20 protein-coding genes are annotated in these 25,466 nt (G+C 60.5%); 13 read left to right on the forward strand and 7 right to left on the reverse strand.

The features are described 5' to 3' along the window. Position 1: 1 nt before the first annotated feature. The 4 genes from mutL to G7016_RS00345 are packed head-to-tail and all read right to left on the reverse strand — an operon-like array spanning position 2 to position 5,307. A complete protein-coding gene (gene mutL, locus G7016_RS00330; RefSeq protein WP_181110845.1) occupies positions 2-1,924 on the reverse strand; it encodes a DNA mismatch repair endonuclease MutL in 1,923 nt (640 codons plus the stop codon). Further along, a complete protein-coding gene (locus G7016_RS00335) occupies positions 1,921-3,333 on the reverse strand; it encodes an N-acetylmuramoyl-L-alanine amidase (protein ID WP_181110846.1) in 1,413 nt (470 codons plus the stop codon). Before G7016_RS00335 ends, mutL begins: the two co-directional genes overlap by 4 nt. A gap of 22 nt (positions 3,334-3,355) precedes the next feature. Then, complete coding sequence (tsaE, locus tag G7016_RS00340) at positions 3,356-3,820, reverse strand: tRNA (adenosine(37)-N6)-threonylcarbamoyltransferase complex ATPase subunit type 1 TsaE (protein WP_181110847.1); 465 nt, start codon at positions 3,818-3,820, stop codon at positions 3,356-3,358. Further along, positions 3,808-5,307 carry an NAD(P)H-hydrate dehydratase gene (locus G7016_RS00345; RefSeq protein ID WP_181110848.1) on the reverse strand — a complete coding sequence of 500 codons (1,500 nt, stop codon included), beginning with the start codon at positions 5,305-5,307 and terminating at the stop codon, positions 3,808-3,810. Before G7016_RS00345 ends, tsaE begins: the two co-directional genes overlap by 13 nt. Before the next feature lie 65 nt (positions 5,308-5,372). Between G7016_RS00345 and queG the strand changes: the two genes are divergently transcribed. After that, positions 5,373-6,452, forward strand: a complete 1,080-nt coding sequence (gene queG / locus G7016_RS00350) for a tRNA epoxyqueuosine(34) reductase QueG (RefSeq protein WP_181110849.1) — start codon at positions 5,373-5,375, stop codon at positions 6,450-6,452. Here queG and orn read toward each other — a convergent pair. Next, the gene (gene orn, locus G7016_RS00355; RefSeq protein WP_181110850.1) at positions 6,442-6,984 is read right to left on the reverse strand and encodes an oligoribonuclease; all 543 of its coding nucleotides are present in this window, start codon (positions 6,982-6,984) and stop codon (positions 6,442-6,444) included. The two genes, queG and orn, sit on opposite strands and share 11 nt — an antisense overlap. A 115-nt stretch (positions 6,985-7,099) precedes the next feature. On the opposite strand from orn, the gene rsgA reads away from it, so the two are divergent. After that, positions 7,100-8,131, forward strand: a complete 1,032-nt coding sequence (gene rsgA, locus G7016_RS00360) for a small ribosomal subunit biogenesis GTPase RsgA (protein ID WP_181110851.1) — start codon at positions 7,100-7,102, stop codon at positions 8,129-8,131. Between the two features lie 56 nt (positions 8,132-8,187). On the opposite strand, the gene motB is transcribed toward rsgA, so the two are convergent. Both motB and motA read right to left on the reverse strand, forming a co-directional pair. After that, on the reverse strand, positions 8,188-9,252 hold the full coding sequence (motB, locus tag G7016_RS00365) for a flagellar motor protein MotB (RefSeq protein ID WP_181110852.1): 1,065 nt from the start codon (positions 9,250-9,252) through the stop codon (positions 8,188-8,190). A gap of 3 nt (positions 9,253-9,255) precedes the next feature. After that, positions 9,256-10,107, reverse strand: a complete 852-nt coding sequence (gene motA / locus G7016_RS00370; RefSeq protein WP_181110853.1) for a flagellar motor stator protein MotA — start codon at positions 10,105-10,107, stop codon at positions 9,256-9,258. 275 nt (positions 10,108-10,382) lie between these two features. On the opposite strand from motA, the gene G7016_RS00375 reads away from it, so the two are divergent. The 11 genes from G7016_RS00375 to G7016_RS00425 all read left to right on the forward strand — a co-directional run bounded on the left by G7016_RS00375 (position 10,383) and on the right by G7016_RS00425 (position 25,433). Then, the gene (locus G7016_RS00375) at positions 10,383-11,900 is read left to right on the forward strand and encodes an HDOD domain-containing protein (RefSeq protein ID WP_181110854.1); all 1,518 of its coding nucleotides are present in this window, start codon (positions 10,383-10,385) and stop codon (positions 11,898-11,900) included. A gap of 48 nt (positions 11,901-11,948) precedes the next feature. Next, positions 11,949-12,764 (forward strand): rhodanese-like domain-containing protein, encoded by an 816-nt coding sequence (locus G7016_RS00380; protein ID WP_181110855.1) that lies wholly within the window; start codon positions 11,949-11,951, stop codon positions 12,762-12,764. Between the two features lie 9 nt (positions 12,765-12,773). Continuing rightward, positions 12,774-13,640 carry an archaetidylserine decarboxylase gene (gene asd, locus G7016_RS00385; protein WP_181110856.1) on the forward strand — a complete coding sequence of 289 codons (867 nt, stop codon included), beginning with the start codon at positions 12,774-12,776 and terminating at the stop codon, positions 13,638-13,640. 126 nt (positions 13,641-13,766) lie between these two features. After that, complete coding sequence (locus tag G7016_RS00390) at positions 13,767-15,518, forward strand: molecular chaperone (RefSeq protein WP_181110857.1); 1,752 nt, start codon at positions 13,767-13,769, stop codon at positions 15,516-15,518. 445 nt (positions 15,519-15,963) lie between these two features. Then, entirely contained in the window at positions 15,964-16,983 is a 1,020-nt protein-coding gene (locus tag G7016_RS00395; protein WP_181110858.1) for a hypothetical protein, read from the forward strand. Between the two features lie 7 nt (positions 16,984-16,990). Then, positions 16,991-17,713: a hypothetical protein gene (locus G7016_RS00400; protein ID WP_181110859.1), complete on the forward strand. Its 723-nt coding sequence runs from the start codon at positions 16,991-16,993 to the stop codon at positions 17,711-17,713. Positions 17,714-18,064: 351 nt separating this feature from the next. Beyond that, positions 18,065-19,081, forward strand: coding sequence for a hypothetical protein (locus G7016_RS00405; protein WP_181110860.1), 1,017 nt, complete (start codon positions 18,065-18,067; stop codon positions 19,079-19,081). A gap of 798 nt (positions 19,082-19,879) precedes the next feature. Further along, entirely contained in the window at positions 19,880-21,715 is a 1,836-nt protein-coding gene (locus G7016_RS00410; protein ID WP_181110861.1) for a type VI secretion system Vgr family protein, read from the forward strand. Between the two features lie 249 nt (positions 21,716-21,964). Then, positions 21,965-22,660 carry an RraA family protein gene (locus tag G7016_RS00415; RefSeq protein ID WP_181110862.1) on the forward strand — a complete coding sequence of 232 codons (696 nt, stop codon included), beginning with the start codon at positions 21,965-21,967 and terminating at the stop codon, positions 22,658-22,660. Next, positions 22,657-24,111, forward strand: a complete 1,455-nt coding sequence (locus tag G7016_RS00420) for a TldD/PmbA family protein (RefSeq protein WP_181111277.1) — start codon at positions 22,657-22,659, stop codon at positions 24,109-24,111. Before G7016_RS00415 ends, G7016_RS00420 begins: the two co-directional genes overlap by 4 nt. Then, positions 24,108-25,433, forward strand: a complete 1,326-nt coding sequence (locus tag G7016_RS00425) for a TldD/PmbA family protein (RefSeq protein WP_181110863.1) — start codon at positions 24,108-24,110, stop codon at positions 25,431-25,433. The genes G7016_RS00420 and G7016_RS00425 overlap by 4 nt, the downstream gene beginning before the upstream one ends. Positions 25,434-25,466: the final 33 nt, after the last annotated feature.

A 25,466-nucleotide genomic window follows, 5' to 3' on the forward strand; every position in this document is an offset into this window, starting at 1 on the left:
GTCAGCGGCCCCGCAGGAAGAGCTTGTCGAGTTCATCCAGCCCAAGCTGGGTCCAGGTGGGCCTGCCGTGATTGCACTGCCCGCTGCGCTCGGTGGTTTCCATGTCCCGCAGCAGCGCGTTCATTTCGGGAACAGCCAGGCGCCGATTGGCACGTACCGCCCCGTGACAGGCCATGGTGCCCAGCAGTTCGTTGAGGTGGGCCTGGATACGGTCACTGGTCCCGTATTCCATCAGGTCCGCCAGCACGTCGGCCACCAGCCGGTTCGCTTCCGCCTGCTTGAGCAGGGCCGGGATCTGCCGAATGGCGAGAGTTTCGGGGCCCAGGCGCTGCAATTCGAAGCCCAGGCGGGAGAACCAACCGGTGTGTTCTTCAGCGCAATCCGCCTCGCGCTGGCTCACCGCAAGGGACTCGGGCACGAGCAAGGGCTGGCCGCTCAGCCCTTCGCTGGCCATAGCCACCTTGAGCCGCTCGTACATGATGCGCTCGTGCGCGGCGTGCATGTCCACCAGCACCAGGCCGTGGGCGTTTTCCGCCAGGATGTAGATACCCTTGAGTTGCGCCAGCGCGAACCCCAATGGAGGCACTTCCCCGTGTTGCTCGGGCAGCCCAGGGCTGGATGGCTCGCCTTCGGCCAGGGGCGCGAAGAACGCCCGGTACACGCCACCGGCCTCGGCCAGGGGTACAGCGGGGCGCCGTTCCGCCCCTCCACTGTAGTTGGCGTAGCCACCACCGCTCCCCTGGCCATAAGCAATCTGAGGCTGGGACTGGAACTGTTGCTGCTGGGACTGCAAAGGCCGCGCGGCGAGCGCTATCTCCTCCTGGGGGCCGAATTCGCCGACACCCAGGCCTGTGGGCCGCGCCACACCCAGTGCCGCCGTTGGCGCGGGCGCTGCCGCCAGTTGATCCTCGGGGCGAACTTCAGCGAGGGCACGGTGCAAGGTGCCGTACAGGAAGTCGTGCACCATGCGCCCGTCACGGAAGCGCACTTCGTGCTTGGTGGGGTGGACATTCACATCGACCACGGCGGGGTCTACTTCCAGGAACAGCACAAAGGTCGGGTGGCGGCCGTTGAACAGCACGTCTCGGTAAGCCTGGCGTACAGCGTGGGCGACCAGTTTGTCCCGCACCGCGCGACCGTTGACGAAGAAATACTGCATGTCTGCCTGGCTGCGGGAGAACGTAGGCAAGCCTACCCAACCCCACAAACGCAAGCCGCTACGCTCTACCTCGATCGGCATGGCCTGCTCAAGGAAGCCTGGCCCGCAAATGGCACCTACGCGGCGCGCGCGCATTGCCTCGTCATGGGCCTCATGCAGGCTGAGCACGCTTTTGCCGTTGTGGCGCAGGTGGAAGGCAACGTCGAAACGCGCCAGGGCCAGGCGCCGGATCACTTCCTGCAAATGATCGAATTCGGTCTTCTCGCTTTTGAGAAACTTGCGCCGCGCCGGGGTATTGAAGAACAGGTCGCGCACTTCCACCGAGGTACCAACCGGGTGCGCCGCTGGCTGCACCCGCGGCGCCATGTCACGGCCTTCGGTTTCCACCTGCCAGGCCTGGTCGGCATCGACCGTGCGCGATGTGAGCACCAGCCGCGCTACCGAGCTGATGGACGCCAGGGCCTCGCCACGAAAGCCCAGGCTCATTACCCGCTCGAGGTCTTCAAGGTCGCGGATCTTGCTGGTGGCATGCCGGGCCAGCGCCAGCGGGAGGTCATCGCAAGCAATACCGGAGCCGTCGTCGCGAACCTTGAGCAGCTTCACGCCGCCCTGCTCCACTTCCACGTCGATGCGACGCGCACCGGAATCCAGGCTGTTTTCCAACAACTCCTTGATGACCGAAGCCGGCCGCTCGACAACCTCGCCCGCGGCGATCTGGTTCGCCAGCCGAGGGCTCAGCAATTCGATACGCGCAGCGCCATTCATGGTTGAGCCGCCACAGCGGTGGAAGGAATGGTCAACAACTGGCCGATTTTCAGCTCATCGCTTTTCAAGTCGTTGGCACTGCGCAGCGCACTGACCGACACCTGATAGCGGGTCGCGATCATGGGCAAGGTCTCGCCGCTGCGCACGGTGTGCTCGCTTTCGCTGCGAGCCAGCTTGCCGGAATCCCGCAGCCAGGCGATGTAGGTGCCAGGTGGCGGATTTTGCTCGAAGAACTGCTTCACCCCGGCACGGATAGAGCGTGCCAGCGCCTGCTGGTGAGCGGCGGACCGCAGCTTGCTGGATTCGCCGGAATTGGAAATGAAGCCCGTTTCTACCAGAATCGACGGGATGTCCGGGGATTTCAGCACCATGAACGCGGCCTGTTCTACCCGGCTCTTGTGCAAGGTCGTGACCCGGCCGATGTTGCTCAGAACCTTCTGCCCAACGTTCAGGCTGGAGCTGAGGGACGCCGTCATGGACAGGTCCAGCAGCACGCCAGCCAGCATGCGGTCCTTGTCGTCCAGGCTCACGTTGCCCGCCCCGCCGATCAAGTCGGAGCGGTTTTCGCTGTCAGCCAGCCAGCGGGCCGTTTCCGAAGTGGCCCCGCGCTCGGACAACGCGAACACCGAAGCCCCATAGGCCGCCGAAGACGGCGCGGCGTCGGCGTGAATCGAAACGAACAGGTCGGCGCCCTTCTTGCGGGCGATTTCGGTACGGCCGCGTAGCGGAATGAAGTAGTCGCCGGTACGGGTGAGTTCGGCCCGGAAGCCTTTCTCCTGGTTGATCTGCCGTTGCAGCTCTTTGGCGATCGCCAGCACCACGTCTTTCTCGTGCTCGCCGCGCGAACCGGAGGCGCCCGGGTCTTCGCCGCCGTGCCCGGCGTCGATGGCGATGATGATGTCACGCTTTCCGTTGGGCACAGGGGCCAGCTTTATTTCCGGCTTGGCCGGCGTCACCGGCACCGCTGGCGTGGTGGCGATGGTCGGCGGCGGCGCGGCAGGCTCGGCATCCGAAGGCTGGTCGTACAGGTCCACTACCAACCGATTGCCATACTGCTGGTTCGGCGCCAAGGTGAAGCTTTTGGGCGTGAGGGGCTTTTTGAGGTCTACCACCACGCGCAGGTCGGTCGGTGTGCGCTGAGCGGAGCGCACACTGCCAATAGGGGTGTTGGCCGTGGAGACGTTCAATGTCCCGGCCAGGGTCGCGCCATTGATGTCGATCACCAGGCGGTCCGGTGCCGTCAGGGTGAACACACTGTGTTCCACCGGGCCGGACAGATCGAACACCAGACGGGTGTTATCGGGAGCTCGCCACAACCGCATGCTCTTGACTTGCGTGACGGCCATAGCGTCGACCGCGAATGCCGTAAGCCAAAGTCCCACGACTGCGATCAGCGCGCGAATGCGCATATGTTCCCCACCCCTTCATTGATCAACCAGGCGCCAGCGCGCCCAACCACGTTTCACCGACCGAGCTCTCGGCGCGCAGTTCAAGACGGCGCCCGGGCTCATGGGCGCTTATGGTAATGGTCAGGTCGGGCTTTGGCAAAACGCCCTCACCTTTTGCCGGCCATTCAACCAGGCACAGTGCGTTGCCCTCGAAGTAGTCGCGAATCCCCATGAATTCAAGCTCTTCGGGATCTGCAAGGCGGTAGAGATCAAAGTGATAAAGCGCCACATCGCCCAGTTCGTAAGGCTCCACCAACGTGAAGGTTGGGCTTTTGACCGCGCCAGTGTGCCCGAAACCGCGGACGATGCCTCGCGACAGGGTTGTTTTGCCAGCCCCCAGGTCGCCCTCGAGGAACACGGTACCGCGCCCCTGTGTGACGTGAGCGAGGCGAGCGCCCAATGCGGTCATCGCGGCCTCATCAGGCACGAATAGTGTCAGGCTTTGCATGGCGCAACCTCTTCCAGTAACTGACGGATGGCGGGAATCAGATCGACGGCAGCCAGGCCTCGCCCCTTCGCGCCCTGCTGCTCGCCGGCGGTGGCATGCAACCACACGCCCAGGCACGCCGCATCGAAGGCAGACATATGCTGGGCCAGCAACGCGCCGATCACACCTGACAGCACATCGCCCAAACCGGCGGTGGCCATCCCAGGGTGCCCGCGATCACACAGGGCGAGCCGGCCATCGGGGGCGGCAATCAGGCTGCCGGCGCCCTTGAGCACGCAAACATTGCCGTATTTACGGGCCAACGCCAGCGCCGCCGAAGGGCGATCGGCTTGCACATCGGCCGTGCTCATTCCCAGCAGGCGTGCAGCCTCGCCAGGGTGCGGGGTGATCACCGAGCCCGAGGGCAGCGCCATCACGCCTTCACTGAGCAGGTTGAGCGCATCGGCATCCCATAGCTGCGCCGTTTGGCTGGAGGCTGCAACCGACAGCAGGCTTCGTCCCCAGGCACCTGTACCCATCCCCGGCCCGACCACCAGCACAGAGGCGGCCTTGATCAGGGCTGGCAACTGGTTGGCCGAATCGACCGCTGCGGTCATCACTTCAGGCAAGCGGGTCAATGCAGGCGCCAGGTGCACATCACGAGTGGCGAGCGAAACCATGCCAGCACCGGTGCGCAAGGCTGACTCGGCCGCCATGATCGCGGCGCCGCCCGTTCCTCGTTCGCCGCCTATTACCAGCACCCGGCCGAACTGCCCCTTATGCGCGGTTGCCACCCGCGGGGCCGGCAATGGCAGGCCTCCGGGCTTGAGCAACGTGGCCTGCGGCTTCACTTGGGCGAGTATCGAAGCATCGGCGTTCAGGTCATCGAATACCAACGAACCCACAAGCGTTGGCGCCTCGCCGGTAAATAGCCCGAGCTTGAGGGCAATGAAGGTCACCGTAAGGTCAGCGCGCACCGCAGTGCCCATTACATGGCCGGTATCGGCGTTCAGGCCGGACGGTATATCCACGGCCAGTACGCCCAGGCCGCTGGTATTGACCGCCTCGATGGCCTGGGCATACACGCCTTGCACTTCCCGGCCCAGCCCGGTGCCCAGCAGCGCATCGACCAGTACGCCTCTTAAAGCGGCGCCGGTGCTCCATGGCTGACATTGCACACCAGCAGCTTGAGCTTCGGCGAATGCCGCAGCGGCATCACCGGTGAGTTTGTCAGCGGGCGCCAGAGCAAGAACAGTGGCGTGCCAACCGGCTCGCCGGGCCAAGGCCGCTATCAGGTAGCCATCTGCCCCGTTGTTGCCCGCCCCCGCCAGCACGGTAACTTCCGCGGCGTGGGGCCAGCGCAGGCGTAGCGCGCGCCAGCAGGCGTTGGCGGCGCGCTGCATCAGCTCAAAGCCTAGGGTGCCGGCGGCGATAAGCCGTGCGTCGAGGTCTCGCACCTGGGCGCCGGTGTACAGTACGTCGGGTAAAGGGTTATCAGCCTGTGCCATCGTTCAACCATGAGCGTGGATGTCTGGCAGAATTATACCCACCCCAGCCCTGGTTTCCCCTTTTCATGTCCGCCGCCGTTCTCGACCTTACTGAACTTGCCTCGTCCATCAAGGACTGGGGCCGTGAGCTGGGCTTTCAGCAGGTGGGCATCAGCGGCCTTTCCCTGGGCGAACACGAGCAGCACCTGCAGCGCTGGCTGGACGCAGGGCACCACGGCGAAATGGACTATATGGCCGCCCACGGCAGCAAGCGCTGGCGGCCCGAGGAGTTGGTGCCTGGCACGCTGCGGGTTATTTCGGTGCGGATGGATTACCTGCCCGGCGACACCCGCATGGCCGAGCGCCTGGCACAGCCCGAGAAGGCTTACATTTCCCGCTACGCCCTTGGCCGCGATTACCACAAGGTTGTGCGCAAACGCCTGCAGCAACTGGCCGAACGTATCAGCGCGGTAATCGGGCCGTTCGGTTATCGGGCGTTCGTGGACAGCGCGCCAGTGCTAGAGAAAGCGATCGCCGAGCAAGCGGGCCTTGGCTGGATCGGCAAGAACACCCTTGTGCTGAACCGCAAGGCCGGCAGCTATTTCTTCTTAGGTGAGTTGTTTGTGGATTTGCCGCTGCCCACCGACCCACCTCAGGCCAGCGAGCATTGCGGCAAATGCCATGCATGCCTGGACATCTGCCCGACCAACGCTTTCATCGGCCCGTATCAGCTGGATGCGCGGCGGTGCATTTCCTATCTCACCATCGAGTACAAGGGGTCGATTCCAGAGGACTTGCGGCCGCTGATCGGGAACCGGGTATTCGGCTGCGACGATTGCCAATTGGTGTGCCCCTGGAACCGCTTCGCCCGCCCCACTACCGAGGGGGATTTCACTCCGCGCCACGGGCTGGATAACGCAGAGCTCGCGGCGCTGTTTCGTTGGGACGAGCAAACGTTTCTATCCCATACCGAAGGCTCGCCCCTGCGCCGCGCAGGCTACGAGCGCTGGCTGCGTAACCTGGCGGTAGGCCTGGGTAACGCTCCCACTACCATCGCGGTCGTCGAAGCGTTGCGCGCCCGGCTGGGCCACCCCTCGGCACTGGTGCGCGAGCATGTGGAATGGGCGCTCGGCCGCCACGGCGAGGCGGTTGCGGTTACGCCTTGATGAAGTGCTGGCGGTAGTGCTGCAGCTCGGCAATGGATTCGCGAATGTCGTCCAATGCCAGGTGGCTGCCGCCTTTCTTCAAGCTGCCGAGTACGTCAGGTGCCCAGAGCCCAGCCAGGATCTTGAGCGTGGACACGTCCAGGTTGCGGTAGTGGAAGTAACCCTCCAGCGCCGGCATGTGCCGGTAGAGGAAGCGTCGGTCCTGGCAGATGCTGTTGCCACAGATCGGGGATTTGCCCTTGGGCACCCATTGCTCAAGGAACGCGAGGGTCTGGGCCTCGGCTTCGGCCATCGATACCTTGCTGTCACGTACGCGCTGGGTCAGCCCCGAGCCGCCATGTTGCCGAGTGTTCCACTCGTCCATGCGCGCCAACACTTCATCGCTGTGGTGAATGGCGATCACGGGGCCTTCAGCCAAGGTGTTGAGCTGGCTGTCGGTCACAATGGTGGCCATTTCGATGATGACGTCGTTGTCCGGATCCAGCCCGGTCATTTCCAGATCGATCCAGATCAGGTTGGTGGGGTTAAGCATTGCAATCTCCTCGACAAGACTGCGAAGTGTAGCTTACCGGCGCATGCTAGACTCCTGCGCCTGACCTATCCCCCGCTGTTTCGCGCCTGCCTACGGCGCTTTTTTCAGGAATCCCATGGCCAAACGCCAACTGAACCGTCGCCAGGCCTGGCGCATCGATAAAATCCAGAACGAACGCGCCGACAGGGCTGCCAAGCGGGAATCGCAGGCGGCAGAAGTGCTTGAGGGTGGCGATCTGGGGCCCGAAGAAACCGGCCTGATCATTGCGCACTACGGCGTGCAGGTAGAAGTGGAAGCGCAACAGGGCGAGCACATCGGCGAAGTATTCCGCTGCCACCTGCGTGCCAACCTGCCAGCACTGGTGACCGGTGACCGCGTGGTGTGGCGCGCCGGCAATCAAGGGATCGGCGTGATCGTGGCGCAATTGCCGCGCAGCACCGAGCTATGCCGCCCCGACCACCGCGGTCAGCTCAAGCCCGTGGCCGCCAACGTCGACCTGATCGTGATCGTGTTCGCACCGGCGCCCGAACCTCAGGCAAACCTGATCGACCGTTATCTGGTAGCGGCCGAACACGCGGGCATTCATCCGTTGTTGCTGTTGAACAAGGCTGACCTGATCAACGCCGACAACGAAGGCAAGCTCAACGACCTGCTCGAGGCCTACCGGCAGCTGGGCTATCCGTTGCTGGAAGTGTCTGCCCATGAAGGCGATGGCATGCAGCAGCTCAAGGAGCGGCTCAAGGGGCACACCAGTGTGTTCGTGGGGCAATCCGGCGTGGGCAAGTCTTCGCTGGTGAACACGCTGCTGCCTGACGCTCAGGCACGGGTAGGTGCGCTGTCGGACTGGTCCGGGCAAGGCACCCACACCACCACCACGGCCAAACTGTTTCATTTCCCGTTGGGGGGCGACCTGATCGACTCGCCGGGCATCCGGGAGTTTGGCCTGGTGCATGTGAGCCGGGACGACGTGGAAGCGGGCTTTATCGAGTTCGCCGGCCTGCTCGGCCGCTGCCGCTTCCGCGACTGCAAGCACGACCGGGAGCCCGGCTGCGCCCTGTTGCTCGCGTTGGAAGATGGGCGCATCCACCCACAGCGGATGCACAGCTACCGGGCCATTATCGCCAGCTTGCCTGAAGAACGGTATTGAGCGACCCCCTCCCATCGTTGTGACGCTGTTTCGCGGGCTACGCTCGCGAAACAGACCTACAGTTGCTTGCCCGTCGGTGCTTCCATCTTCAGCGCGCCGCTGTCGAAGATGTTGAGCTTCTCTCGCAATTCGCGGGGCTGAACCGTAGGGTTCTGCCCAGCTACTGCGGCTGCCGCTGGCGGAGCGACGGGTGCCGCTGCCCCAGGTGTACCTGGTGCTGCTGCCGGCGCGCTCGGTGCGGCCGGCGGAGTCGCCTGGTCACCTTCTGGCTGTTCGCCTTCGATGTCCCGCTGTGCCTTTTTGTTAAGCACAATGATGTCGATACGACGGTTTACCGGGTTCAGTGGATCCTTGCGATCAAACAGCGCAGATGACCCATACCCCACCACCCGTGCAATCTGCGGCTCCGGGTAGCCACCGGTTACCAAGGCGCGGCGTGCGGCGTTGGCGCGGTTGGCCGACAGCTCCCAGTTGCCGAAGTCCGCGCTGGCCGCGTAGGGCTTGGCATCGGTATGGCCACTGATACTGACCTTGTTCGGCACTTCCTTGATGGTGTCTGCCATCGCCAGCAGGATATCTTCGAAGTAGGGCTTGAGCCGCGCACTGCCGAGGTCGAACATCGGTCGGTTGTCCGCGTCCATGATCTGGATGCGCAGGCCGTCCTGAGTGATCTCGAACAGGATCTGATCCTTGAATTTCTTCAGCTGCGGGTTTTCGTCCACCTTGTTCTGCAGCTCCTGCAACAGCAGCTCGAGGCGGTCTTTCTCGATCTTCTCGGCGATGTTCTCCGCCTGCTCCGGGTTCACGTCAGTCTGCGCCTCGGGCCGTGGCGGCGTGTCCTTGGTTTCCGGGTTGAGCGTGTGGTCCGGCGCCAGTTGTGGCGACCCGCCAAGGTCGATCACATAAGGCGAGCCGCTTTCGGTAAAGCCGATCGGGTCCTTGAAGTAACCAGCGATAGCGAGCTTCTGCTCGGGCGTGGCTTCGGACAACAGCCACAGCACCAGAAAGAAGGCCATCATCGCGGTTGCGAAGTCGGCGAAGGCAATTTTCCAGGCACCCCCGTGGTGCCCGCCGCCAAAGCGTTTTACCCGCTTGACGATGATCGGCTGATTATTTTCCATGGCTTAGCGACCGCGTACTGCTTGTTCCAGCTCTGCGAAGCTCGGACGATGTGCCGGGTAAAGCACTTTGCGCCCGAATTCCACCGCCAGGGTGGGCGGCATGCCGGAAGCCGAAGCCACCAGCGAAGCCTTGATGGCCTCGAACACGTTCATCTCTTCCTTGGCATCGTGAGCCAAGGTGGAGGACAACGGGCCGAAGAAGCCATACGCCGCGAGAATACCCAGGAAGGTACCGACCAGCGCCGCGCCCACGTGGCCACCGATGGCGGCCTTGTCACCGTCGCCGAGCGAGGCCATGGTCACCACGATCCCCAATACCGCTGCCACGATACCGAAGCCTGGCAAACCGTCGGCGATACCTTGCACCGCATGGGACGGATGCTCGAGCTCTTCTTTCATGCTCAGCAGTTCCATGTCGAACAAGCCTTCGAGCTCATGGGGAGCCATGTTGCCCGAGGACATGATGCGCAGGTAATCGCAGATGAACGCGGTCATGCGGGCATCGTTGAGTACCGCCGGGTACTTGGCGAAGATAGGGCTGGCCGCGGCATCTTCGATGTCGCTTTCAATCGCCATCATGCCTTCACGGCGGCTTTTGTTGAGGATCTCGTAGACCAGGCCCAGCACCTCAAGGTAGAAGGCGTGGGTGAACCGAGACTTGAACATCTTCAAGGATTTCTTGAGGACGTGCATGGTCATCGAGCCGGGGTTGGCCTGCAAGAAAGCGCCAAGGCAGGCACCGCCGATGATCATCACCTCGAAAGGCTGGATCAGGGCCGCGATTTGCCCGTGGGAAAGGACGTATCCGCCGAGTACGCTCGCGAACACGACGATCATGCCGATAATTTTAGCCATAGGTCAGGAACACTTCGAAACGTGGAAAACTTGGCGCGGGGCCGTCTCAATCTCTGCTTCTACCTATCGGCAGAACTGCGCCAGACTATAGTGACGATTCGTAAGGTTTGTACGAAAAGTCATCAAGCGAAGGGCAGGCGCGGAAAAAATGATGCGGCCCGCCCGGCTCGGGAATTGTGAATCATCGTTGTCGAGGCAGTATTGACGCAGCATGGCCGAATGCAGGCACTTTGCGTATAAATCTCAAAAACCAGATCGAGCGAGCAGTGCCTTCTATGTCAGCAGTCCGGCAGCAGAACATCGACGCATGGGTGAAATCGCTCGGCAACGTCCGCATTCCAGTACCCCGGGACAGCCACCAGCGGGTGTGTGCCGTGCTCGGCGATAGCCGCAGCTCGCTGCGCGATATTGCTGAATGCATGCAGAACAGCCCGGCGCTCGCCTTGAACGTGATCCGCGAGGCCAACCTGCAGGCCAGCGGCAGCCTGGTGGAGCCTGCGGAAAGCCTCGAAATCGCGCTTAACCGCCTCGGCCTTAAACGCACTGAAGAACTGCTCACTCGCGTGCCCGCGCTGGATCCCGCGGATATTCCATTGCCGCTTCGCCAGTTACAGCTGGTGAGCCAGCACGCCACCCAGCAAGCCAGCGGCTTCTTTGCCGCTCGGCTGGCCCGGCTGTGGCAGGAAATCCATTGGGGCAGCCTGCTGTTTCTTGCACCGCTGTGGCCCTTGGCAATGACCGAGCCAAAGCTGTTCGAAGAATGGGACCTGCGTGTGCTGCACAAAGGCGAAGATGCCGCCCGGGTAGAGCACGAGCTGTTCGGTGTGCGGGTGCTCGACCTGTGCAAGGCCCTTGCCGACTATTGGGGCCTGCCTGCCTGGGTACGCCAGGGTTATCGCACCCTTACCCAGGAACGCCGCTCATTGGCCAAGGCCATGCTGATCGCGCGCGAAGAGGACCCGCTGCGCCAGCAACATCAGCTGGACGCAAACCCCGAGTTGTACCGCTGGCTGAACCAACCTGCCAATACGGTGCTGCTGGCCAACGGCCTGGCCCTGGCGTGCGAACAGGGGTGGGGCACCCCGCATGTGGCGCGCTGGCAACAGCTGCTTGCGCTGTACACCCAGGCCCCGCTGGAGCAGACCCAACAGCAGTCCCATCTGCTCGCCGTACAAAGCGCCCGTACCCATGCAGCCGAGGGCGTGTGGCACCCTGCGGTCACCCTGGTATGGCCACCCGACGAACGCCGTGTGCACGCGGGCCTGCTGCCGGTCCCCGGCCCATCCCAGGAAGCGCTGGCACTCTGGCGGCAGCATTGCCAGACCCTGCTTGAGGAACCAAGCCCCTTCAACAACGCCATGCACCTGACCGGCGTTGCCATGCAGGCGCTGGAAGCCTGTGGCATGCGCCGTATTGCCCTGCTGATGGTGGACAAGGCACAAGCCAACCTGCGGGTTCATCAGGTGTTCGGCCTGCCCAAGGCGGCAGCCGACCTGAGCATGGTGCTTGCCCATGCGCCGCTGTTGCAGCGATTGGTGGAGCGGCCCGGGCAGCTACGCCTCACGCCCGAGAACAATGCCTCACTTTCCAGGCTCATCCCGGCCAGCCTGCGCGTGATGTTCCGTGGCGAGCACTTGCTGCTGCGTTCCATCAGCAGCCACGACCGCGTGCTGATGCTGGTGCTTGCCGACCAAGGCGGCTTGCCCATGGCCGACACCAGTGTGCAAGCCTTTACCAAGACGGCCCAATGCATCGAGCGGGCGCTGACCGTGTTCAGTAACCGCAGCCGCTGAGGGTTGCGCTACAATCGTGGCCTTCTGTCAATTCTTGGGGACGCTTGCATGGCTGACTTCTCTGGCCTGGGGCTGGTGATCGAACCCGCCGACCTGGCGTCGCGGCTGAATGTGCCCGGGCTGGTGGTGGTCGATCTCACCAGCGCCGAACGCTATGCGGCCGGGCATATTCCTGGTGCACGGTTCGTGGCACCGGCGCGCACTCAATTGGGCAAGCCGCCCGCACCGGGCCTGTTGCCCTCCCTCGACAGCCTCAACGCACTGTTCGCCGAGCTGGGCCACGGCCCCGACGTCACCTACGTGGTGTACGACGACGAAGGCGGTGGCTGGGCCGGCCGGTTCATCTGGCTGCTGGACGTGATCGGCCACAGCCGTTATCACTACCTCGATGGTGGCCTGCTCGCGTGGCAGGCCGAGGGCCGCGAGCTGAGCACCGACGTACCCTTGCCCGCCCAAGGGCAGGTCAGCCTTACCCTCGACGAGGGGCCGACCGCAACGCTCGACTACCTGCGCAGCCGCCTGGGCGCGGCGGATCTCGCCATCTGGGACGCCCGCGGGCCGTTGGAGTATTCAGGGCAGAAAGTGGTTGCCGCGCGCGGAGGGCACATCCCCGGCGCGGTAAACTTCGAGTGGACCGCCGGCATGGACGCAACACGCGCCTTGCGTATGCGTCAGGACCTTGCGCAGGTTCTTGAACGCCTCGGCATCACACCGGACAAGGAAATCATCACGCACTGCCAGACCCACCATCGGTCCGGCTTCACCTATCTGGCCGCCAAGGCACTCGGTTATCCCCGGGTGAAAGCCTATGCCGGTTCCTGGGGCGAATGGGGCAACCACCCCGACACCCCTGTAGACGTTTAAGGGTTATCCATGAAAGATCGGTTGTTCATCCTTTCCCAATACCTGCTGCCCCACCACCTGCTGTCCAGGTTGGCCGGCTGCGTGGCGGAATGCCGGGCGCGCTGGCTCAAGAACGCCTTCACCGGCTGGTTCGTCCGCCGCTTCAACGTGGACATGAGCGAAGCGCAGGTTGAAGACATTACCGCCTACGAGCACTTCAACGCCTTCTTCACCCGGGCCCTGAAGCCTGGCGCTCGCCCGCTGGACCCTACCCCCGGCGCCATCCTGTCCCCGGCCGACGGCGCCATCAGCCAGATGGGCCCCATCGAACATGGCCGGGTGTTCCAGGCCAAGGGGCACAGCTACAGCGTGCTCGAGCTGCTGGGCGGCGACCCCGCCCATGCGGCGCAATTCATGGGGGGCAGCTTCGCCACGGTCTACCTGTCGCCACGTGACTACCATCGGGTGCACATGCCCTTGGCCGGCACCCTGCGCGAAATGATCTACGTGCCGGGCCGGATCTTTTCGGTGAACCAGACCACCGCCGAAAACGTGCCCGAGCTGTTCGCCCGTAATGAACGCGTGGTGTGCCTGTTCGATACCGAGCGTGGGCCGATGGCGATGGTGCTGGTGGGCGCAATGATCGTGGCCTCCATCGAGACGGTGTGGGCAGGCCTGGTAACGCCGCCCAAGCGCGCACTCAAAAGCTGGCGTTACGACGAAGCGGCGCGTGGCCCCATTCATCTGGAAAAGGGTGAGGAAATGGGGCGCTTCAAGTTGGGTTCCACCGTGATCATGCTGTTCGGCCCGGATCAGGTCACCTGGGGCCACCACCTGGCAGCCGTGTCCCCTGTACGCATGGGCCAGGTATTGGGTATGCCGACAGTGGCCCAATGATGTATTTTGCGGCGGGTGTGACGTAATCAGGATGCTGTTAGAGTCCGATAAACGACGGCCTGCCAACGGCCATGCGTTCCCGAGCCGAAGCCGCACACGCTTCGCACGATGATCAGGAATCACTGGATGCTTCGCCCCAGCCCCCATCTTTCGCTACGCGCGCCTACGCCCTCGCAGAACACGTTGACGTTCTGCGAGGCGAACCCGCGCGACCTCAAGCGATGGATATCCGAGCTCCCCAAGGCGAACATCGGCGAAACGGCGCGGCTGCTGTACCAGGGCCTCGCCGAGCTCAACCAGCTGGTGACACCCAGCGAAAACCGTTTGCAGCTGCTGGAACTGCTGCGGCCCGAAGTGTATTACGTGTGCAAGCAGCTGGAGCGGCACTTCCTCAATCAGGCCATCGTGCTGGACGAGCGCGCCCGCAAGGTCGCGAACCTCTGCCAGGCACTGCAGAACCACCTCGCGGCCGGCTACAAGATCATTGTGGTACGCGTGGCCTCGGCCGGCCGTGAGCACTCTACGGCCCTGGCCATTTCCGTGCAGCGGGCGCTTCATTGCCTCTATGGCCCTCTGGTGCGTGCCGCGCTGCTGTATTGCCCGGTACCGGAGCGGCTTTGGCACGAGCTGCATCATCTCTACCTGGTAGCGTGCGAGCACAAGGTTCAGCACACATCGGTAGCCGACGGCCTGGCCCATAACGTCAAGGCGCTCACGCCGGAGCAAACCTACGTCGCCGCCCTGCTGCTGGGCAGCTCACGCTGCAATCAGATGCGCCAGACCGCAATCATGCGCCTGGCCGAGATGCTCGAGAGCTGGAGCCAGTACGCGCGGGTGCAGCCGGCCCTCGCTGCCAGCAGCCTGTTTGCCGTGGCACCCGCCACCGATGGCCCGCCACGCTACAAGGCACTGTTCGAAGAGGCGGAGTTGAGCCAGTTGCTCGGGCTCGATACCGCGCTGCTTGCTCATCACATCAAGGAATACCTGGCACTGCCGATCGAACAGCGCCCCCAGGCGCGCTTCGCGGTGCCACCCGGTTTCAGCACTGATGTGCTGCAACACGTGGCGGCTGCCTGGGGGAACGTGGCCGAGCGCACGTTCCAGCGTACGCCCGGAGACGGAAACCTTACGGTGTGCATCGGCATGAGCGCCATGCACTATTACCTGGGCGGCGAGCGAACGTTCGGCGAGCAGCTCGGGTTGCCCGGTAGCACCACCTCGGCGCAATTCAATGCCTTGGGGAAGCAAGGCGTGTGGGGCCCGGTAATGGAGGTTCCGGCGGTAGAGGAAATCGAATACGAACCCGAGCGCGTCGGGAATCAAGGGCTAGCGCCTGAATTTCCCACCTACAGTTTGCAGATCGTGAACCACAGCCCTGGTGGTTACTGCCTGGCGTGGCGCAAGGAAGTACCCTCCCAGCTGCAGGCAGGCGAATTGGTGGGCATCCAGGATGCGCCCGCGCAAGGCTGGAGCGTGGCCGTGGTGCGGTGGATTCGCCAGGTGCGCGACGGTGGTACACAAATGGGTATCGAGCTCATCGCCCCGCACGCCCAGCCCTGTGGCCTGCAACTGGTACGCGGCGACGACCCTCACAGTGAGTACTTGCGTGGCTTGGTACTGCCGGAGATCCGCGCCATCGACATACCCGCCACCCTGCTGGCGCCGCGCCTGCCCTTCCAGGAAGGCCACAAGATCGTGCTTAACACCAACGGCGACGAAAACCGCGCCAGCCTGCTCAAGCGGCTTGCAAGTACCGGCAGCTTCAACCAGTTCGAGTACCGCTTCGCCGAACAGGTAGCCCAGCCCGCGGCCCGCCCGGCCAGCCCGGATGGCGCAGGGCGCGATGATGAATTCGATTCGCTCTGGCGCGACCTGTAGCTCCGCTAATGCGTGGCTCAACACGTTATCGCTCCTCGCCCGGGAAAGTCGAAGAACTTGAACGGGCGGCAGGCTAAAAGTTTCCAGGCTTTTCCGAACGCCCCTATCGCAGTGCACAGCCTCACGGCCGAGCCTTAATTCGGCCCTACTAAAGTGTTTCTAACTTTTACGTTTAGCGTAGGCACACTCTCCGTACAACCAGTATTTTCGGCGCTCGCACCGGCATGCTGTAGGAAAGTGGGAAATATCAGTGAATGATTCTATATAACCTCGAACATTTCATTGGTTGACGTTGCCCGCTCGGCGCGTATCTTCTTGCGCACCTACCTCCGTGGCCCGCCAGTGTATGTGCCACTAAGGCACTTAATCAGTTGGCGCGAAGGCGTTGGTATCTTGAAAATATTCAGTTGCATTTTTACCAAGCGGAGAAGGAGCGGACTACAGAATGGATAACTATCCCCGTTGTACAGTCGCCAATCCCCGTGGCGGTCTCCGACAGCATGGAATGCTGGGTACGGGCGAACCCTTATGGCCGGCGAATATCGCTAACCGACTAATGGCGAACGCCCCCAATATGGGTGAGCTCTACGCAACCAGCGACTACAACGCAACCGTTTTCATTATTCATCAGCTGAAATCCGACGAGCCCATGTCAGCGAGGGAGGTGGAAGAATCAGTGAGCCTACTGCAACGGCTGCTCAGGCAGATGTCAGCCGCAGCCGATATAAACCTGGAGAAACTCCAACAGGTTCAGCAGATGGCCGAGGGCATTAAGGGAATTGGCCCACTTCTATTTTCACCAGCAAACATTGCAGGAACGGTAGTAAACCTCTCCAACATGTCGCTCGCTTTGGCACAAAACAAAAGCGTGTCCGATTTGCTTGACTTGCCGCCCGACCAGAAGGCTCGGCTCAAGAACTGGGTAGATATGCGAGGCAAGGCAGGCGCAAGGTCCGCAAAGAAGATCAGCAAGGGGAAGATAAAACTGGTGTGGCTACGAGGCGTACTGCATTTTCAAATCCCTGCAACGGCGGAATCGGTGTACTACACCCAACGACATCGAATGCCCGGTGTCGTCAACGTTCCGGTGTACGGAGCCAAGCGGGGCTTGAGCAGGAAGGCCTGGCTGGCTGCAGATGGAGCAAGAGGCCTCCTGAAGTATTCCTCGAGTGGCACCGCGGGGGTTGTGTTGGCAGTCGGGCCGCAGGCGTATCTGGATTATAGAAGCTCGGCAACACTGGATGAGTTTTATAGAAAGTCGGCTTACAGCCAACCTGCCAATATTGCTGCCGTAGCGGGAGGGATAGCGGCAGGCAAAATTATTATAAAATCGGCCAAAATTGTAAGGTTCGGACCCGCTTTTGTAATTCTGCTAGCTGTAGGCTGGGCAGTAAGCGTAGGTACGCTTTTCTTGGCAGGAGAATTGAAGCTAGATAAAAAACTTGGCGACTTACTGACGGAATAAACAGCTCATGCCAGACGTGCTTATCCCAGAAGAAATTCGCATAAAATCGTTTTTAAGCGCTCCACTGATATTACTGATAGCGCCGTGGGGAAATGCGTTATATTGGGGCTTATGGATCATTATTGCCGGATTTAACGCCGCTTGGATTCTAAACCTTATTTATCGAAACGAAAGCTATACCGCGTATATATCTACATTTTTAGGATATTTAGTATTAATTCCTACTCATCTATCTATAGCCATGTTTTATATCTGGCTCGATCAGGATCCATCGCTTCGCGCAAATACCAGCTACCTACTCATACTAGTACCACCCATTATCGTATTCGGGTTTATGGGATGGACGTTGACAAGACCCACAACCTCATCTCCATTTTACTGTAAAGATGGAAAAGCTCATATTTTCGATTACGCGGAGCCGCCAAGCACCAGGAACCAAATCCTTTCAGTTTTGGCTTTCATTGCAGGCGCAACGGTCATTGAGAATATCGGGGGCGCCACCGCCTGGCTATTAATGTCTGGGGTGATGTTGGCGTGTGCGCTTTACATTATTTACCAAGGCCGCCATTTCATCGCAGGCCTTCGCGACCTGATAAAAGAAGAACGAAGCGCCTCAATGCGATATACGTTCCTGCAAATAGAAGAAATACGGGAAGCACGAAGCCGCTGGTGGATAAGCCGGTTCGCTCGCTGGGTTAAAAATCTCTTCAGTTCACGACCATCACCTTGAATCGAGTGCTCGCTGCTCCAGTCACGAGCTTTCGCTTTTGGATACCACTCTACTAAAGTGTTTCGAACTTTTACCTTTAGCGTGGCGCACACTCTCCGCAAAAACCAGTATTTTCGGCGCTCGCACCGGCATGCTGTAGGAAAGTGAGAAATATCACTGAATGATTCTATATAACCTCGAACATTTCATTGGTTGACGTTGCCCGCTCGGCGCGTATCTTCTTGCGCACCTACCTGCGTGGCCCGCCAGTGTATGTGCCACTAAGGCACTTAATCAGTTGGCGCGAAGGCGTTGGTATCTTGAAAATATTCAGTTGCATTTTTACCAAGCGGAGAAGGAGCGGACTACAGAATGGATAACTATCCCCGTTGTACAGTCGCCAATCCCCGTGGCGGTCTCCGACAGCATGGAATGCTGGGTACGGGCGAACCCTTATGGCCGGCGAATATCGCTAACCGACTAATGGCGAACGCCCCCAATATGGGTGAGCTCTACGCAACCAGCGACTACAACGCAACCGTTTTCATTATTCATCAGCTGAAATCCGACGAGCCCATGTCAGCGAGGGAGGTGGAAGAATCAGTGAGCCTACTGCAACGGCTGCTCAGGCAGATGTCAGCCGCAGCCGATATAAACCTGGAGAAACTCCAACAGGTTCAGCAGATGGCCGAGGGCATTAAGGGAATTGGCCCACTTCTATTTTCACCAGCAAACATTGCAGGAACGGTAGTAAACCTCTCCAACATGTCGCTCGCTTTGGCACAAAACAAAAGCGTGTCCGATTTGCTTGACTTGCCGCCCGACCAGAAGGCTCGGCTCAAGAACTGGGTAGATATGCGAGGCAAGGCAGGCGCAAGGTCCGCAAAGAAGATCAGCAAGGGGAAGATAAAACTGGTGTGGCTACGAGGCGTACTGCATTTTCAAATCCCTGCAACGGCGGAATCGGTGTACTACACCCAACGACATCGAATGCCCGGTGTCGTCAACGTTCCGGTGTACGGAGCCAAGCGGGGCTTGAGCAGGAAGGCCTGGCTGGCTGCAGATGGAGCAAGAGGCCTCCTGAAGTATTCCCCGAGTGGCACCGCGGGGGTTGTGTTGGCAGTCGGGCCGCAGGCGTATCTGGATTATAGAAGCTCGGCAACACTCGATGAGTTCTATAGAAAATCGGCTTACAGCCAACCGGCCAATATTGCTGCCGTAGCCGCCAGCATAATTGTAGGCGGATGGGCCGCAACACTGGTAATCGGAACGGGACCAGTAGCACTTTTGATCGTAATTGGTGCAAGTTGGGCAGCAAGCTTAGGCTCACTCTACGGCATAGGGGAACTGGGGCTCGACAAGAAGCTTGGTGACTTACTGACGGATTAAGCCATGCCGAACCCATTTAGCTTAAAACAAACCTGCACCCGATCTTTTTTTGGCGCTCCAGTGCTCTTATTGATAGCCCCATGGGGAAATTTTTACTACTGGTGCTTATGGATTGTAATTTTCGCACTCAATTCCGCCTGGAACTTATTTCTTGCTTATCGAAACGAGAGCTATACAGCATACATACTCACAACTTTAGGCTATTTGATTTTCATCCCTACCCACCTATCTATGCTCATGCTCTATATCTGGCACAAGGAAAGCCCTGCCCCGCCCGAACACTATAAATATTTAATACTGTCGTCCCCATACATAATCTCTGCGGCCTTAGTAGCATGGTTTGCAATAAAACGCACAACCTCATCTCCATTTTACTGTAAAGATGGAAAAGCTCATATTTTCGATTACGCGGACCCGCCAAGCACCAGGAACCAAATCCTTTCAGTTTTGGCTTTCATTGCAGGCGCAACGGTCATTGAGAATATCGGGGGCGCCACCGCCTGGCTACTAATGTCTGGAGTCATGTTAGCGTGCGCGCTCTGCATTATTTACCAAGGCCGCCACTTCATCGCAGGCCTACGCGACTTGATAAAAGAAGAGCGAAGCGCCTCGATGCGATTTACGTTCTTTCAAATAGAAGAAATACGAGAAGCACGACGCCGCTGGTGGATAAGCCGGTTCGCTCGCTGGCTTGAAAACCTCCTCAAGTCTCGGCCATCGTCATAAATCAGTTAACCATTGGCCCAACCATCAGGCACTCCATTTCATAATCTGCCTTCAGAAAAACCAGGGGTATAAATGCCAAATTCTCTCCTACCACTCTTCACATCTCAAGAAAACAGGCTGCTCAAGCTAAAGACTGGGCTAAAGTTACACGCCGAGTTGATGATCGCCTCATTCAGCGGCGGAGAGGGGTTATCGGAAGACTTTGGGTTCAAGCTTGACTTGATATCTCCCAACCGAAACATAAAATTGAAGTCGGTACTGGGGCAATCCGTAACAGTTGAGATTGCGCTTAATCGAAACAGAACCCGGTATATAAACGGCATCATTACCGGCTTTGGCAAGCGCAGCACCGACGACAACACATGCCATTACACGGCACTAATGGGTTCCTGGCTAAGCCTGCTGGAGCAGCGCCATAACTCCCGCATCTTCCAGGACAAAACAGTCGTCGATGTTATCACCGAGATCTTCCAGGAATACCAAGGGCTGGCCAATTATAGATTCAGGATCACTGCCCCGCTTAAGCCGCGCAGCTATATCACTCAATACAGGGAAAGTGACTACCACTTCGTGTTACGCCTGCTTGAATCCGAGGGGCTCTTATTCTACTTCGAGCATGATCCCGATAGCCATACTTTGGTTATCCTGGACGACTCCAGCAGGCTTACAGCCTTGCCGGAACAGCCTGTAATTCCTTTTGACATGGACTCCAGAACTTCCCGGCTGGACTCCATCATCGAATGGAACGCTGCGCGCGCACTGCACTCAGGATCGATGACCACCCAGACGTTTGACTACCGGCAGCCGAGAAATCGCCTTCCTGTCTATATGAAAACGGTCACCGAGCAAGGCGAAGCGCCGACCTTTGAATTGTATGATTATATGGGCCATTACACTCATAAAGACTATAACGAGGGGGAAGCATTGGTCCGTAGAAGGATCGAATTGCTGGAGCTTGGCGGCAAAGCGTTCGAAGGAAAAGGCGACTGCCGCGCATTGCGACCCGGCTACACGTTCGAACTAAGCGGCCACTACGAGCACGACCAAGGTTCCCCGGAAGATCGCAATTTTTTGCCCATGAGCATCAAGCATACCGGAGTAAACAACTACCTCGACGAGGTAGAGGCGCAGTATTTCAACACGTTCGAATGCGTACGATCAAAAATACCTTTTCGTCCCGCGCTGAACACATTACGGCCGACAATCAACGGACCTCAGACGGCGATAATTGTCGGCCCTAAAGGCGAGGAGATCTATACCGATGAGCTCGGCAGGGTAAAGATCCAGTTCCACTGGGACAGATACGGCCGTAATGATGACATGAGCTCATGTTGGGTGCGTGTAGCTCAGCCAGCAGCCAGTGGCGGCTTTGGCCATATAAGTGTCCCCCGCGTAGGTGATGAAGTGGTGGTCGAGTTTCTGGATGGAGATCCGGATCGCCCGCTGATAACTGGTAGTTTGTACAACAGCGTGAATCTCCCACCTTGGCAGCTCCCTGCCAACAAGGCCAGGAGCGGGTTCATGACCCGATCGCTCAAGGGCAACGGTTCGAATGCCAGTTTTCTCAGTTTTGATGATCGTGATGGGGCTGAGCGAATCTGCCTTCATGCCGAGCGCGATCTGCTTACCGAAGTAGAGGCAGACGAGCATCATCGGGTCGCTGGGAACCGCCGTATCGAGGTGGACGGCAGTCATTCCGAGACGGTGAAACGGGATATCAGCGTTTCCGCGCACGAAGGGACGTATAGCGTAACGGCTGAGAACGGAGCGGTTACGATTTCAGCAGCTACATCCATTACTTTGGAGGTAGGCAGTAGCAGGCTCAGGATGCATGAGAACGGCATGATCGACCTCTCCGGCATCCTCGTTTACATAAACGGCTCCACTGCCGTGCATCTCAACAAATAAGCCGGCACCGGGCGCGTTACATCTCAAGAATCGCGGGGCGTGGGGATTATCGCCCCATTCGAAGGGCAGATAGGGGTTGACGCTCAGCCGCGCAATCAAACACCTAATCGATTCAGCCATCGTTAAGCCAGCATTCCCGCGCCGCTTGCGGTACAGCCAAGGCGGGGCCTAAGCTTGTTCACCCAAGAGAAGAGTTCCCCGTCACGCTGGCATCGGCCAGCGCCGTGGTTTCGCCGAGGTTTCATACCCATGTTTGATGTCGTATCTTCGAGCAAATGGCCAGCCGGCTACATGATCAACCCCAACGTCGAGCCCCTTGATCCCAAGTGGCTGACCGAATTCAGCAAGATCCCCGCTGCCGCCGTCAGTGACTGCCTTGGCCGTAACGTAGGGGGCCTGGGCCTCAAGGCGTTCCACGGCAACAAGCCCATGCTGGGCAGCGCGCTGACCGTGCGGGTACGCCCCGGCGATAACCTGATGATCCTCAAGGCCATGCAGATGGCCCGCCCCGGCGACGTACTGGTGATCGACGGCAGCGCCGACCTCACCCGCGCGGTATTCGGCGGCATCATGCGCGCCATGGCACTGAAAGCCGGCATCGCTGGTGTAGTCATCAACGGCGCACTGCGTGACGTGGATGAGTGGCAGACCGGCGAGCTGCCGGTGTATGCGATCGGTGCCGTGCACCGTGGCCCGAGCACAGACGGCGGCGGCGAAATCAACGTGCCGATTTCCTGCGCAGGCATGCTGGTAATGCCGGGCGACCTGATGATCGGTGACGGTGACGGCGTAGTAGCCGCGGCGCGCGCCGAGTTGCCCGAGCTGGTACAGCGCTGCAACGACTTGCTGGCCCGTGAGCGCGCCACCCTCGAAGGCATTGCCAACGGCACGCTCGATCCCAAGCGGTTCGATGCCATCCTGCGAGCCAAGGGTTGCCCCATCTGAGCGGCCCGGCCTTCGCCCTCACCGCAACGCTGCGCGAGCGCTTCAAGGCGCTGCGCACGTCGGCACAGGCGTATTCGTTGCGGCATGTGCGGCAGGCGGATCATTACCTTTGTGTGAGGCGCGGCGTGGCCGAGCCACCCCGGCTCACGCTCGATGAAGGCGCCATGCTGATCGCCCGCGTGGGTGGCAGCGAAGCCTATGCGGCCACCAGTGATCTCTCCCAAGCTGGCCTGCAGTCCGCGCTGGAGCGTGCCGAAGCCCTTGCCCGCCAGCTCGCGGGGCTGGGCCTCGTTGACCTGGCGCCGCTGAGTATGGCTGATGGCCAACACGATTACCTCGCGCCCGGTGTAGAGCGGCCATTTGCTTCCATCAAAGACTGCCTGGCGCTACTCCAGGCCGAGGCCAGTCAGGTGCCGAACGATCCCCGCTTCGCCAACTGGGAAACCAGCCTGGCTGTGAGCGAGGTCGAGCAGCTGTATTTCAACAGCGCCGGCGCCGAGCTGCGCCAGGCGTTTCGCTTTGTGTATCCGGGTGTGAGCGTTACGGCGGCAAACGAGCACGACAGCCAGACCCGTACCCTCGGCCGGGAGAACTTCGGCCAGCAAGGCGGGCTGGACGTACTGCAGCGCCTGGGCCTGGGCGGCAGTGCTGCCCGCGTGGCCGATGAAGCCCTCCAATTGCTGCTAGCGCCCAATACGCCTGAAGGGCCGCGCGACCTGCTGTTGATGCCGGACCAGATGGCACTTCAGATTCACGAATCGATCGGCCATCCATTGGAACTGGACCGCATTCTTGGCGATGAGCGTAACTATGCCGGCACCAGTTTCGTAAAGCAGGAAGACTTCGGCAGCCTGCGTTATGGCTCGCCCCTGCTCAACGTTACTTTCGATCCCGAGCGTCCCGAGCAATTGGCCAGCTACGCCTTCGACGATGACGGTACGCGCGCGTCCAAGGTGTGGCTGATCCGGGGCGGGATCCTGTTGCGCCCACTGGGCAGCCCACTGTCTTCAATACGCAGCGGCCTGGCCGGGCTGGCCAACAGCAGGGCTTCAAGCTGGAACCGCGCGCCGATCGACCGCATGGCCAACATCAATATCGAACCGGGCGAGCAATCGCTCGAGGCACTGATCGGTTCGGTCGAGCATGGCATTCTGATGCGCACCAACCGGTCGTGGTCCATCGATGACGCTCGCAACAAGTTTCAGTTTGGCTGCCAATGGGGCCAGCTGATCGAAAATGGACGTTTGGGCGCGGTAGTGAAAAACCCCAATTACCGCGGCATTTCGTCCAGTTTCTGGAGAAGCCTCAAAGGCGTGGGCGACCTGGGCACGCTGGAAGTGTTGGGCACACCCAACTGCGGCAAGGGCGAGCCTAATCAGGTAGTGCGCGTGGGCCATGCTTCGCCCGCTTGCCTGTTCTCCGATATCGACGTATTTGGTGGGCGGGAATGATTGCAGTCGAGCGTTTCGAGCAACTGGCACAGGCCGCTCTCGGCGGCCTGCGCGATGGCGAGAACCTCAGCCTTTCGCTGGAGGCGGAGGCTTCGCAATTCGTTCGCTTCAACCAGGCACGCGTTCGCCAGGCCGGGCAGGTACGGCAGGCCAGGCTCAACCTGGTACTGGACGACGGCACTCGCCAGGCGAGCGTTCAGCTGACATTGGCGGGCACCGCGCACGACACCGGCAACGTATTGGGCGCTATCGAACAGCTCCGTCAATTGCTGCCACTGTTGCCCGCCGATCCATGGCTGGCGCGCAACACAGCCGTATGGAAGGTGCGCAGGGTGCCTGAAAGCGCTGCCGAAGTGGATACCGCCCAGGTAGTCGAGCATATCTGCACCGAAGCCGCGGGCCTGGACCTGGTTGGCATTCTTGCCAGCGGCCCGATCTATCGAGGCTTTGCCAACAGTGCTGGTGCCTTTGGCTGGCACCAGGCCCACAACCTGCATGTGGACTGGAGCCTGTTCCACCGTAACGGCCAGGCAGTAAAGGCCGGCCTTGCCGCGCCGGGTTGGCACCCGGGCGCTTTCGATCAACAGTTGGCCATTGCACGCGAACAGCTGGGCTATCTGGGCTTGCCGCCAGTGAGCGTGAAGCCCGGCGACTATCGCGCGTATCTGGCGCCCGCCGCCCTGGATGAATTGCTCGGCATGCTGGCCTGGGGTGGCTTTTCCGCCCAGGCGCTGGAAAGCCAGGCCAGCCCGTTGCAAAAGCTGTACAGCGGCCAGGCTGCGCTGAGCGCTGCTATAAACCTGAACGAGCGGATAACCGGTTCGCTCAGCCCTGCGTTCAGCTCTGAAGGCCGCCCTCGGCATGACCTTTCGCTGATTACCAACGGTGTGGCGGGCGAGCGGCTTGTCAGCAGCCGCAGCGCCATCGAATACGGCATGCCGTGTAACGGCGCGGACCCAGGTGAAGGCCCGGTCGCCCTCGACCTCGCACCCGGTGAGTTGCCTTTGAACGAGGTGCCACAGGCATTGGACCGGGGGCTATACGTTAATAACTTGTGGTACCTGAATTACTCGGACATGCCCGCGGCGCGGCTTACCGGCCTTACCCGCTTTGCGACTTTCTGGGTCGAGAACGGTCAGATCGTAGGCCCCGTAGACACCATGCGCTTCGATGACAGCGTCTACGATCTTCTGGGCAGCCAGCTTCTGGCCCTTACCCGGGAGCGCGAGCTGATCGTTTCGACCAACACCTATGAACAACGCCACACCGCCTCGAGCCGCTTGCCCGGCGCACTGGTCAACCGGCTTCGGTTGACGCTCTGAAGGCCTGCGAGCGAGGCGGCCTGTTACTGAAGA

Source organism: Pseudomonas japonica (assembly GCF_013522925.1).
GTDB lineage: Bacteria > Pseudomonadota > Gammaproteobacteria > Pseudomonadales > Pseudomonadaceae > Aquipseudomonas > Aquipseudomonas japonica_A.